We start from the raw sequence: 12,787 nt of genomic DNA, 5'->3' as shown, positions 1-12,787 counted from the left end.
ATTGAACGCGGCGATAGAGGCAGCGAGGGCAGGAGAAGCAGGTAGGGGCTTTGCGGTGGTTGCAGATGAGATAAGAAAGCTTGCGGAAGAGAGCAAGAAGGCTACAGACAAGATAGGGCAGATACTCAGTCAGATACAGCAAGGAGCACAGCAGGCAAGTACGGCTACAAATGAGACGGTGAAGGTAGTTGAAAAGGCGGCGGAACAATCTGACATGGTAAAAGAAAGGCTGATGAACATACTCAAGAGAGTAGAAGAGATAGGCACACAGATAGAAAGTCTTGCGGCAAGTGCACAGGAACAGAGTGCAGCTGCGCAGGAAATGAGTAGTGCGATGGACACAGCCACAAAATCCATAACGATGATTGCAAATCAAATTGAAGAAATGACAAAAGCCTTGAGAGAACAGGCAAAAGGTGCACAAAACGTGAGTGAAATGTCTGAAAGACTCAATATGGTGGCTGAATCTTTAGCGGAAAAAGTAAAAGGCTTTAAATTCTAACAAATGCCGTTAAAAATTAAAGGGCGCTTATGCGCCCTTTTTTCGGATTGGTTAGCGCCTGAAGTAGTCAACCAGTAACCACTGCTACCGCTATCTGGCACTTCATGCAAATCTTCTTTTCACTTTGAAACTATCTTCAATATTTTTGACAGTCTCTTCAAAGATGGTATTTATTTCTTCATCGGTCAGTGAGCGGTCAGCAGCTCTGTAAATCACATAAAATGTGACGCTCATCATACCTTGTGGCACATCTTTTCCTTTGTAAACGTCGCTCACGCCAACTTTTTCTACATACTGGTTTGATCTGGCTAAGAATGAAATTATCTGGTGTGAAGAAAAGCCAGTTGGTATCAAGAGCGATATATCTCTTCTAACGGCCGGAAAGTTGGAGATGTCTTTTAGCTGTCTTGTGGTTCTGGCTCTGGTGAAGATTTGCTCTAAATCGAGTTCCATGTAGTAAATTTCTGCCTTTATGTCGTAGATTTGATTGAATTTGCTGTTTAACATCCCGATTACTCCGACATCTTCGTCTTCCAGCAGAATCTTTCCCGATCTTCCAGCGGTTAGCCAGTCGATTTGTGCAGGTACAACCTTCAAATCCACTGAAAGATGGTTAGAAAGTTCATCTAAAACTCCTTTCAGATTCAGCAAAGACACTGGACGATGGTCTGTATAATCTTCTTCGTTCAACTGACCTGTCATGATGATGCCGATCTTTTCTCTTTCAACTGGCATTTTGTTGTTCAAGCCATAGACCTTCGCGATTTCAAAGAATTTGACATCTCTTATTTGTCTTTTGGCATTGTAAGAGAGTGAATCTATCAAGCCAAAAACAAGCGAAGGTCTTAGACAGTCCATATCCTCTGTCATCGGGTTTTTCAGCATCAAAGGCTCAATGTTCATGAGCTGTTTTACAATCAAAGAAGATGTAAAAGAAAGGCTCACCGTTTCATCAAAACCACTGCCGGCAAGAAGCTGCCGAACAGTTTTTCTGAAGGTATTCAGATCGCTCCATCCTTTACCAGCTGCTGGAATTCTTGGTATCTGCTCAGTTATCTTTTCATATCCATAGATTCTTCCGACTTCTTCAATCAGATCTTCTTCTATCGATATGTCAGGTCTGAAGGTTGGTATCTGAGCAACCCATCCTTCTTCTGTATCATCAACTTTCATTCCAAGTGAGGTCAAAATTCTCTTTACAGTGCCATCATCTATCTCTGTGCCAAGAACTCTCAAAAGCCTTGATTTTCTCAGCTCAACTTGTTTCTGGGTTATCTTTTTTGGATAGACATCCACAAAATTTCTCGCAGCTTTTCCTTCAGCGATTTTTTGAACAAGATGCATCAATCGCTTCATAACGAATAATGAATCATTTGGATCTACACCTCTTTCAAAGCGGTAAGATGCGTCTGATTTTACATTTAAAGCTTTCGAGCTTTTGCGAATTCTCACTGGATTGAAATAAGCCACTTCTAAAACGATATCTTTCGTCGAATCGCAAACACCACTTTCAGAAGCTCCCATGATGCCACCAACTGCTAAAATTTTGTCCTTGTCTGTGATGAGAGTTTCTATACCCGTTAAGGAATACTGTTTTTCATCCAAGAGTGTTACTCGCTCACCTTCTAAAGCTTTTCTGACGATTATATGTCCATCTGATATTTTCGAATAATCAAAGATGTGTACAGGATGACCTGTTTCAAGCATTACGTAGTTTGAGATGTCAACGACGTTGTTTATTGGTCTGATTCCTGCACTCATAAGCCTTCTGCGCAACCATACTGGACTGGATTTCACCCTGACAGATTCCATAAAGCCTGCGCAGTATCTGGGACAGCCATCCAGATCCTGTATTGTAACTTTGACCAAATCCTCTGTGAAACGGTCTGTCACATCAAACTGTGTGTCTGGCTGATGCATAGTTTTGCCGCAAAGTGCCGCAAGTTCCCGTGCAATGCCGATTACTCCAAGACAGTCAGGTCTGTTAGGAGTGATTTCAACTTCTATGACCTTATCATCCAGTTTCCAGTGTTCTATCAGGTCAGTTCCCAGTGGTATGTCTTCATCTATCTGATAGACACATTCGGATTTAGTTTCAAGCCCGAGTTCTTCCAAGGAGCACATCATCACTTGAGATACAATACCCTTTATCGAAGCTGGTTCGACGACAGAACCGTTTGCAAGAACAGTTCCAGGCATCGCAACAGCCACGCGAGAACCTTCAATTACATTCATATCTGATGTCACAGTTTTATAAAGATTTTTTCCATCAAAAAGTTCACAAATATGAAGTCTATCTGAATTTGGATGTGCTTGTATTTTTTTGACAATTGCACATACGATCTTCCCTTTTATCAAAGACGGTATTATGTTTTTCACACTCACGCCAGCCATTGTCAACCTGTTTGCTATTTGTTCATCTGACCAGTCGATCTGGATGTATTCTCTGAGCCATTCTAATGGCACAAGCACAGTTCATCCCTCCACTAAAAGTTTTCCAGAAATCTTTTATCGTTTCTGATGAAATCTCTCATATCTTTTATGTTGTACTTGAGCATCGTGATGCGTTCAACACCCATTCCGAAGGCAAAGCCAGTCCACTTTTCAGGATCATAACCCACATTTTTGAAAACATTTGGATGGACCATACCGGCACCCAGTATCTCGAGCCATCCACTGTAACCACACGCCTGACATCCCTTCCCGCCGCACACTCCGCAGGAAACATCAACTTCAAAACTCGGTTCCGTAAACGGGAAGAAACTCGGTCTCAACCTTATACGCCTTTGACTGCCGAAAATCTCTTGTGCGAATTTCTCGAGTGTGTATTTCAAATGTGCCACAGATACATTTTCATCCACGTACAAGCCTTCGACCTGAGTAAACATGGGAAGATGCGTTGCGTCGTAATCTCTTCTATAAACCCTGCCGGGCGATATGATCGCAATGGGTGGCTGTTTGGACAGCATGGTCCTTATTTGAACAGGAGATGTGTGGGTGCGCAGTAAAAAGTCATTCAGATAAAATGAATCGTGTTCATCTCTGGCAGGATGCCATTCTGGTGTGTTGAGTGCATCGAAATTGTGCCAGCTGTCTTCTATTTCTGGTCCTTCAACAACCTTAAAGCCCATCGACACGAATATGGTTTCTATTTCATCAAGTGTTTTCATTATAGGATGCCTGTGACCTACACGTCTTTTCGCACCTGGTAGTGTTATATCAACCCACATTTTTTCAGAGATTTTCTCTGCTTCCAATTTTTTGAGATGCTCTTTTTTTGCTTCGATAGCATTTTGAACTTGCTCTTTGAGCTCATTGAGAATCTTTCCAGCCTCTGGTCGCTCCTGTAAAGGTAATTTACCTATGTTCTTCATCTGCTCTGTGATGATTCCCTTTTTACCGAGCAGTGCTACTCTCAGCTTCTCGAGTTGTTCCAAATCATTCGCATTTTCAATTTTTTCAAGCGCATCCTTTTTGAGTTGTTCGAACATCTTGCACACCTCCAGATATGTATTTTTTCAGCGCGTCTTTCCATTTCAAGAACTGACCGTCGACTGAAAAACCAAATTCTTCGCCCATCTGCGCCTGTAAACCGATGGTTCTAAAAATACCCGCTTGTCTATGAGTATAAACGATTTTTGATGGTTTCAGATAAGAGATAACTTCATTTACAAGTCTGATTTTCACAAGCTCGCCAAATCTTGGATGATAAGGTCCTGCTACGATATTGTGCTCAAGATCACTCGGTATGAACAAACCGGTTCTGATCACCTTAACATCATTTGATTCAAGTATCCCCACCATTTTTGAGCAGATATCAATTGCTTCTTGGATATTCAGCGGTTTATATTCACCGGCTGCAAAGAGTTTTGAAAGATGGGAATTTTTCAAAACCAGAGTCGGATGAATTCTGCACGTTTTTGCACCGCTTTCTACTGTTTTCCACGCACTGTAAAGATCCTTTTGTTCATTATCAGCCGGTAAACCAACCATTAGATGCAAGCCAAAATCTATGTGCATGTTTTTCAACATCCTGCATGATTTTTCAATATCCTCAACAGTATGCCCTCTATTGGATTTTCTGAGGACTTCATCGTCAAACGACTGGGCACCTATCTCTATGAAATTCACACTGTAGGATTTGAGAAACTCGATTTTTTGCTCGTTGATTTCATCTGGTCTTGTTGAGATTCTGATACCTCTGCAAATCCCCTGCCTGACATACCCATTTGCCCACTCAAGATAGAGTTGTTGCAGGGTTTCATCTATACCGGTGAAAGTGCCGCCGTAGAAAGCTATTTCAAACTGTCTTGCAGTTGATTTATAGCTTTCTACCAGTTCATTTAACTGTGAAAGATCGGGAGCCTTTGAAACACCTGTTGCCGACCCTTGATCGCAGAATACACAGTTTTTTTTACAACCCATTTGCGGTAAAAACACCGGCAGGATTTTCACTGGTTTAATTCTCCTTTGAGCTTTTCAATGGCTTTTTTTGCTGCATTTTTCTCTGCTTCTTTTATTGAAAAACCTTCTCCCACGGCAATCAACTTTTTGTTCAGTCTGAGTTCGACTGTGAACTTTTTCATGTGAGAAGGACCCTGTTCATCAACAAGGACATATTCTGGCAGCTGTCTGAATTTGTTCTGGGTTATTTCCTGCAAAAAAGTTTTGTAGTCAAAGACTATTTTTCCTTCTATCACCTGCTGAGCGTATCTGGCAAAGTGTGAAAGAAGGCATTTTCTCAAAGATTCCATACCGCCGTCTATGTAAATTGCCGCCGCCACAGCTTCGAGTGTATCGGCGAGTATCGAATCTCTATCACGCCCACCAGTAACCTCTTCTCCGTGACCAAGAAAGAGATACTGTCCTAAATTGATATCTCTGGCAATTTGTGCAAGTGCTTCCTCACTTGCCACAGCCGCTTTCACCTTTGCCATAATACCTTCTGATGCGTCGGGAAAGTTTTTGTACAGATATTCGGCGATTAACAGATCGATCACCGCATCGCCAAGAAATTCGAGTCTTTCGTTTGATTCTACGTCCTTTCTGCCGCGCTGATTTTGTTCATGTGCGTATGAAGAATGGCACAGAGCATTGTAGATTATCTGCGGCTGAAGAAATCTGTAACCTATTGATCCCATAAAAGAGATTATGGTTGACAGTTCTTCCTTATTCACTCGATCATCTGACCCAGTTTTTCTGTGATCTTTGATGTACTGAGTCCGTAAATATCGTACAGAGATTCGTAAGGTCCTGACACGGCATGTTCTTCAACTGCCACCTGTTCAAATCTCGATGGAATTATTCCCTTGACAAGGAAAAATTTAGCCACAAGAGCTGCAAGACCCAAAGGTGCAGCGTGATCTTCCACAACCAGAACACTTTTCCCGTGTGCGTACTCTCTGAGTGTTGATTCATCAAGATCAAGCGGACAGGATACGTTGAGTACGGCAACCTTTCCTTTGAAATTATCAGCCGCCTTGATTGCATTCTCCAATACCGAGCCACAACTGATTATGGTTATCTTGTCTCCTTTTCTCAAAACATCTATTTTTCCATAAACAAATTGATAATCGTCGCCGAAAAATAATTTACCGGTCTGGTCCAGAATCGGAGCCATCTTGGCTCTTCCCATGGCGATCAAGTAATTTCCATAAACACTTGCTACATATCTGATCACCCGATCGGTCTGGTTCGGATCTGCTGGAATTATTACCTTATACCCAAGCCAGTTTGCCGGAGCGGAGATATAGTCAAGATCATGGTGAGTCTTGCCGTCTTCACCGACATTCAAGCCACAGTGAGTTACGACAACTTTGAGATTGGTGTGGTTTATCGCGTTCAACCTGTGCTGATTGTATGTTTCACTGACTCCAAAGACTCCAAAATCTGCAAAAAAGGTTATAACACCATCTGCCGAAAGAGCTCCCGCAACTGCTGCAGCATTGTGTTCCTGTACACCGAGCTCAAGAAACATCTGTGGAACATGCTTTTGAACTTCATCCAGCTTGACAGAAGTGGCAAGGTCACAGTCAACCGTGACTATTGGTGTCTCGCTATCTTTATTTGCTTTCACCAGATCGAGTACTGCCTTTCCAAAAGCACCGCGGTTGTCCATTTTATCTGTATAAGTTCTACTTGGAGGAATGGTTATCTTGACAGGGTATTCAACGTGAAGTGGTCTGTGTTTTTCATTTCCAAGTTGCTTGCGCATTTCGATATACTTTTGTACATCGTTTTCTATTTGAAGTTCATTCAAAGCTTTCTCGAGCTGTTCTTTGCTCAGCGGTTTTCCATGGAAAGACACGTCGTTTTCCATGAAAGAAACACCTTTTCCCATAACCGTGTGGGCAATGATGGCTACAGGATTAACCCTGTCTTCTACCGCCTGCTGCAGGGCATTTAAAAGTTGTTCTATATCATGACCGTCGACTTCAAGTACTCTCCATCCGTCGGCTTCGTAATTTGCCCTTATATTAACCGGCATTACGTCTCTTGCTCTTCCAGATATCTGAGCATCGTTGTAATCTATAACAACTGTTATATTGCTCAAGCCGTATTTTTTTGCAACTCTCCGCGCTTCTGCAACCTGACCTTTTGCCTGCTCAGCATCGCTCATGGCAACGAAGACGTTGTAATCCTGTTCTTTTATCTTTGCGGCAAGCGCGAACCCGACACCAGCAGATAAACCCTGCCCAAGGTTTCCCGTTGTCCATTCGACACCGGGTATACCGCGGGTCACGTGACCCTCAAAGATACTCGCAGGATGTCTGAAACCCGAGATTACATCATCTATGTTCACAAAGCCAAGTCTTCCAAGCACAGAATAAACACCGGCAGAGGTGTGACCGTGGCTGACAACAATTCGGTCGCGCAATGGATCATACGGATTTTTCGGATCTATCTTTGCAAAAGAAAAGATGCTCAAAAAAATCTCAAGTGATGACATAGATCCTCCTGGGTGACCCGAATTGGCAACATAAGTCATCTTGAGAATATCACCACGGCACAATTGAGCAATTTCCTTGAGTTTCTTGATTTCTTCTTTGGTGAATTTTTTCATTCATGTTACCTCCCTTTGACTTTATTTACCGAGTTTCGATATCAGAAAAAAGACCAACGACAAAACTGCACTTACTAAAAGACTGGTCATGAGCGGAAAGTACAGCACGAATTTTTCTTTTTTTATGATTATATCCCCTGGTAGACGCCCGAATGGGATCAAGTACATGAACACACCAACAACCACTAAAACAACACCTATTACAATGAGCAGTTTACCCATCTGAGGCATTCTTATCACCTCTGAAGTATGAAAATGGCAGATAGACCATCTCACCCTCTTCAGAGATAGCAAGCACTGTTTTTTTAAAGACGTCTGTTGATTGAACTTTATAGCTCTTCTCGTTGTAAATAACTGTTTCACCTTCTTCAGGGATGCCTCTGAGCTCCTCTTCGTAGAAATCGTATTCGTACATCAGGCAACACAGGAGTCTTCTGCATGCACCTGATATCTTCGCTGTGTTGATCATCAACTGCTGGCATTTTGCATGTTTCAAAGTTATGCTGTCAAATTCGCGTAAAAAGGTGCTGCAGCAGGTAGGCAGTCCACACAGCCCCAAGCCACCGATGAACTTCAGTTCGTCACGCACTCCAACCTGTCTGAGTTCTATGCGGGTTTTGAAAATTCTCGCAAGGTCTTTTACAAGCTCTCTGAAGTCCACTCTGGTTTCTGAACTGAAAAAGAAGACCAGCCTTGACTTGTCGAACATGTATCGTGCATGGAGTAATTTCATCGGAAGGTTGTGTTCCTTTATCTTTTGCGCACATATATCGAATGCTTCCTGGGCTTCCTTCACATTTTGTTGATATATTTTCAAATCCTCATCTGTCAGTTTCTTTATGATTGGTTTGAGTTCGGTCCCAAGTTCTTCTATTCCCATCTCTTTTGGACCTTTTATAACTCTACCGACATCCGGTCCGAACTCAGTCATAACAAGCACAAGATCACCTGGTTTTATGTTTTCCTCACCGTTTTCTGCGTAGTAACTCAACTTTCCTTTTGGTAGTATCTCAACAGCGTATACGACTGCTGTCATCTCCAATTTGATCACCTCCTTGATGATCTTTTGACGAGTATGAGCATGTTCAGTAGAGTGAGCGGTCCATTGAAGTTCATCAGTCTGTTTGCCAGTATAAGGTCAAGCCATTTGAATGTCGATGCATCTCTACAGCCGTGTAGTTCAAGAACAGTTTGGAAAACCCTGCACATGAAAAATATCATAGCGTTCAGATCTATTTTGTTTGATTTTTGTATACCTATGTACAGGTTTATCAAGTCTTTTTCAGTCCAGTTTGAAAGTTTTATATACAGATCATCGAGCATGAGTGATGCTTTCATCTTGTTTTGAGCTGACAGCTGATTTTCAGTGAATATCTCAACGAACTGCGATTGATCAAACTGGACATATTGCTCAAATTCATCGACCTGCTGCATGTAATTGAGTAAATCAAAATCATTACTGCAGAGTTTTATTATTAAGTCAATTTTTGGATTAGCTGCAAATTTTTTTCTCAGCGATTCAACGATATTTTTATCAATGGATATATTCAAAGTTTTTACCCTGCTTCTAATGGTCGCTAATAAGTCAGTAAACCTGGTGGTTGTAAGAACAATTACGCTGTGAAGAGGTGGTTCTTCCAGTATTTTCAACATCGAATTTGCCGCTTCCTGTAAGATTCTCTCTGATCTGTGAATGAAAACGACCTTGTATCCATCGCTGGTTGAACTGAACACGAAATCCATCATGTAGCGCACATCGTCGATGCCAGGTTCGCTCAAAATCAAATATTCCTTTGTAATTGATTCAACGGCTTGTGAACAGACCCATTGCAATAAAGATTCGTCATTTGAACACAAACACACCGATGATCCGACATTCATAACGATGAATTTGCGGACTTTATCGATTAAATCTTTCACTTTACTCACCTGTACAGATCCATGAGTAAACCGTATATCTCCTGAACCCTTGCTGCGAGTGCAATAGCGCTTTTTTCTGCCTCTATCAAACTTTTTGCGATCTGCTCAAGCCGCTGATCGATTTCCTGAGCCACGACGTGTAAATCTATGTCTTTTGAAACCTGTCTTTGAACTTTGTAGAGTTTTTTCTCGATCACTTTCAGGAAATTCTTCACGCTTTCACGGTAGTTTTTGAAATTTTCCTGAGTGGGTGAACGAACAAGTTCGTTGCCGGCACTAACGACCTTTTTGATCAGAACTTCAAGGATCTCATCCAATTTCTCTTCTTCGAAATCCTCCAAGATCTCAAAAAAATCAGACTTTGAGGCTTGACTGATAGCCTTTGATCTTATCTGTTTTTTTCTCTTCACCTCGGAACTCTTAAAACTTCCATCTTCCAGAGGATTTATTCTCACCTTTCAGCCTCCGACGAAAACAATTTGCTGATACTTTCGCTGTAAGGCTGTCTCAAAATACCTTTCTGTGTTATGATCGCACTCACCAGTTCATTTTCTGTTACATCAAAAGCAGGATTGTAAACCCGTACACCATCGGCGGCAATTTTCTTTCCACCTATGTGTGTGACTTCTTCATGTGAGCGTTCCTCTATGGGTATCTGTGTGCCGTCTTTTATCTTTATATCTATTGTTGAAACAGGTGCAGCAACATAAAATGGTACACCGTTTCTGTTGGCAAGTACAGCAACCGAATAAGTACCTATTTTATTCGCAACATCACCATTTGCGGCTATCCTGTCAGCTCCAACGATCACGGCATTGACCTTACCCTGTTTCATGACCCAGCCAGCCATGTTGTCCGTTATGAGTACTGTCTCAACACCGAGCTGTACCAGTTCCCATGCGGTTAAACGGGCACCCTGCAGATAAGGTCTTGTTTCATCTACATAAACCCTGATTCTTTTACCGTTTTCAACGGCTGCTCTTATAACCCCCAGTGCGGTACCATAATCCACCGTTGCCAGAGCACCGGCATTACAGTGCGTCAAAACCGTATCGCCGTCTTTTAGCAACGTTTGACCGTACATTCCAATAGCCCTGTTCACTTCGATATCTTCCTTTGCTATCTTCATAGCTTCTTCTTCAAGGATTGACAGAAGCTGATCAATATCACTGGTTTGTTGAGTTTTACGGTACATGCGCTCCAGTGCCCAGAAAAGATTAACCGCGGTGGGGCGAGTCGAAGCAAGGTTTTTTCTAACTGTTTCTATGTGTTCGGTAAAACTCTCTGTTTTAAGGTGTGAAAATTGTTTTGCTCCAAGAACAAATCCAAATGCCGCAACTGCACCTATCGCAGGAGCACCGCGGACGATCATCTCTTTGATCGCCCGGGCAACTTCTTCATGAGTTTTACATTCAACGTATTCGACAACATGTGGCAATTTTCTTTGATCCACAAGTATAAGACGATCTCCCGTCCATTCCATAGTTATTGTCTTGAGGTTCATTGATTTGTTTGTCCTCCCTCTGTCAGAAGATAGATTTTTATCGTGCTGGAATTTTTGAACGGTATGAACTGTTGCGAAATCCAATCTTGCCAGAATTGCTGGGATTTTTGCTGCAACAGATACTGGTATATGTCTTTTGCGACATCTTCGAAGGCTTCATATCCCTTTGGTCTTTTATCCAGAATGCGGTATATCTCCCACCCGCCGGTGCTTTGAATTGGACCAAGCATTGCACCTTTAGGACTTGCGAAGATCTTTTCTTCTATATCAGTGGCTATCAAACCGCTGTTGCGCTCGACCCATCCGAGATCTCCTGCTTTGCCCTTGGTCAAAGGATCAATAGATACATCGCTTGCAACAGCAGAAAAATCTTCGCCAGCTCTTATACGCTCAAGTACTTTGTCTGCTTTTTCTTTACTGTCGACTATTATACGCAAAAGTTTTGCGGCTTCTTCAACTGCAAAATAATCCTTATTTTCTTCGTAAAACTTCTTTGCCTCTTCTTCGGTGACAGTGGCAGAAGAAGTTACCTGTTGCTGTATCAGAGTAACTGCCTGTTGAACTGAGAAAATCCATCTCAATCTGTCTTTGAACGATTCAAGATCTCCCAATCCAGATTGTTTCAAATACCAGTCAAGATCTGTTTCTGTCATACCATATTGAGTGAGTGTTTTGTTGAGTTCATCAGAGACCATTTTCTCGATATCTTCTTTCTGGATTTTTATGTTCATTTTCTCAGCCATTTGCTTGATCAGTACCTGGTCTATGAGATTGTTCAATACCTCTCTCTTGTAGCGAAGCAAAAGGTTCATACCTTCCGGCGTACCCGTGAGAACCTCGTAGAATCTATCGTCGATCGACTGAATTTGAACAAGAAGTCTATTCAGATTTGCCTCTCTGTCCAGCTCAGCCATGGTGATTGGTACACCGTTAACCTCTGCAACCACCGTTGTTGCCGGTTGAGTTTCTTGAGCAAACAAAACAACTGTTGAAAGAATCGCAAAAAGTACCAGAACTTTCTTCATTTTGATTCTCCTCCCTTCACTTCTTCCCAAAGTTCGTCAAGCTGAGCAAGAGAAAGTTCTTTCATATTTAGTCCTCTTGCTTTGACGAGTTTTTCAATAACCTGAAATCTTTTGATGAATTTCTCAGTTGCCTTTCTCAGGGCAACCTCTGGATCCAGATCCAGAAACCGCGCGACATTCACTACTGCAAAGAGTAAATCACCCAATTCTTCTTCGAGCGCGCTTTTTTGATCCTTTTGCATAGCCTGTTTCAGTTCCAAAACTTCCTCATCGATCTTTTGCAGTGCACCTGAAATTTCAGGCCAGTCAAATCCAACTGCTGCAGCATTTTCCTGGATGCGTCGTGCAAGACTCAGTGCTGGAAGTGCGTGGTTGATTTTGCCTATAGCAGAAGTATTCTCTTCTCCCTTCTCTTGAGATTTGATTCTCTCCCACTGCTGATAGGAATACCCTGGACTGTCTCCAAAAACATGTGGATGTCTTCTGATGAGCTTTTCATTCAAAGATTCTATGACCTCCTGGATTTGAAAAGCTCCTCTCTCTGAGGCAATCTGGCTGTGGAAGACAACCTGAAGCAACACATCGCCCAGCTCTTCTTTCATTTTTTCGTCATCCTCTTGATTTATTGCCTCAATCAATTCAAAAGCTTCTTCGATCAAATAAGATTTTAAACTCTTATGAGTTTGTTGTCTATCCCATTCGCATCCATTTTCAGATCTCAGTTTTCTCATTATGGAAACTAATTCTTCAAACTTCTGCCCGATCTGTGACAA

13 protein-coding genes are annotated in these 12,787 nt (G+C 42.1%); 1 reads left to right on the top strand and 12 read right to left on the bottom strand.

Annotation, left to right across the window (positions count from 1 at the left end):
• Positions 1-502: methyl-accepting chemotaxis protein (locus tag AC4E92_RS09115; RefSeq protein ID WP_490240282.1), on the top strand; the 502-nt coding region annotated here is incomplete at its 5' end.
• Positions 503-604: 102 nt separating this feature from the next.
• Here AC4E92_RS09115 and pheT read toward each other — a convergent pair.
• The 12 genes from pheT to mazG are packed head-to-tail and all read right to left on the bottom strand — an operon-like array spanning position 605 to position 12,787.
• Positions 605-2,974: a phenylalanine--tRNA ligase subunit beta gene (pheT, locus tag AC4E92_RS09110; RefSeq protein WP_490240281.1), complete on the bottom strand. Its 2,370-nt coding sequence runs from the start codon at positions 2,972-2,974 to the stop codon at positions 605-607.
• 14 nt (positions 2,975-2,988) lie between these two features.
• A complete protein-coding gene (gene pheS / locus AC4E92_RS09105) occupies positions 2,989-3,993 on the bottom strand; it encodes a phenylalanine--tRNA ligase subunit alpha (RefSeq protein WP_490240280.1) in 1,005 nt (334 codons plus the stop codon).
• Positions 3,962-4,957 carry an elongator complex protein 3 gene (locus AC4E92_RS09100; protein WP_490240279.1) on the bottom strand — a complete coding sequence of 332 codons (996 nt, stop codon included), beginning with the start codon at positions 4,955-4,957 and terminating at the stop codon, positions 3,962-3,964. Before AC4E92_RS09100 ends, pheS begins: the two co-directional genes overlap by 32 nt.
• Entirely contained in the window at positions 4,954-5,679 is a 726-nt protein-coding gene (gene rnc / locus AC4E92_RS09095; protein ID WP_490240278.1) for a ribonuclease III, read from the bottom strand. The genes AC4E92_RS09100 and rnc overlap by 4 nt, the downstream gene beginning before the upstream one ends.
• Complete coding sequence (locus tag AC4E92_RS09090; protein ID WP_490240277.1) at positions 5,676-7,565, bottom strand: transketolase; 1,890 nt, start codon at positions 7,563-7,565, stop codon at positions 5,676-5,678. The genes rnc and AC4E92_RS09090 overlap by 4 nt, the downstream gene beginning before the upstream one ends.
• Positions 7,566-7,586: 21 nt before the next feature.
• A complete protein-coding gene (locus tag AC4E92_RS09085; RefSeq protein WP_490240276.1) occupies positions 7,587-7,796 on the bottom strand; it encodes a DUF2905 domain-containing protein in 210 nt (69 codons plus the stop codon).
• Positions 7,780-8,601: a PSP1 domain-containing protein gene (locus AC4E92_RS09080; RefSeq protein WP_490240275.1), complete on the bottom strand. Its 822-nt coding sequence runs from the start codon at positions 8,599-8,601 to the stop codon at positions 7,780-7,782. The genes AC4E92_RS09085 and AC4E92_RS09080 overlap by 17 nt, the downstream gene beginning before the upstream one ends.
• A gap of 11 nt (positions 8,602-8,612) precedes the next feature.
• Positions 8,613-9,494, bottom strand: coding sequence for a hypothetical protein (locus AC4E92_RS09075; RefSeq protein WP_490240274.1), 882 nt, complete (start codon positions 9,492-9,494; stop codon positions 8,613-8,615).
• On the bottom strand, positions 9,491-9,940 hold the full coding sequence (locus AC4E92_RS09070) for a YaaR family protein (RefSeq protein ID WP_490240273.1): 450 nt from the start codon (positions 9,938-9,940) through the stop codon (positions 9,491-9,493). Before AC4E92_RS09070 ends, AC4E92_RS09075 begins: the two co-directional genes overlap by 4 nt.
• Positions 9,937-10,989, bottom strand: coding sequence for an S-methyl-5-thioribose-1-phosphate isomerase (gene mtnA, locus AC4E92_RS09065; RefSeq protein ID WP_490240272.1), 1,053 nt, complete (start codon positions 10,987-10,989; stop codon positions 9,937-9,939). The genes AC4E92_RS09070 and mtnA overlap by 4 nt, the downstream gene beginning before the upstream one ends.
• Positions 10,986-12,014, bottom strand: coding sequence for a peptidyl-prolyl cis-trans isomerase (locus tag AC4E92_RS09060; protein WP_490240271.1), 1,029 nt, complete (start codon positions 12,012-12,014; stop codon positions 10,986-10,988). The genes mtnA and AC4E92_RS09060 overlap by 4 nt, the downstream gene beginning before the upstream one ends.
• Positions 12,011-12,787: a nucleoside triphosphate pyrophosphohydrolase gene (mazG, locus tag AC4E92_RS09055; RefSeq protein ID WP_490240270.1), complete on the bottom strand. Its 777-nt coding sequence runs from the start codon at positions 12,785-12,787 to the stop codon at positions 12,011-12,013. The genes AC4E92_RS09060 and mazG overlap by 4 nt, the downstream gene beginning before the upstream one ends.

Source organism: Pseudothermotoga sp. (assembly GCF_031962025.1).
Classification (GTDB): Bacteria; Thermotogota; Thermotogae; order Thermotogales; family DSM-5069; genus Pseudothermotoga_B.
The sequence above is the reverse complement of the archived record's forward strand: the minus strand, read 5'-3'. Positions and strand labels throughout refer to the sequence as shown.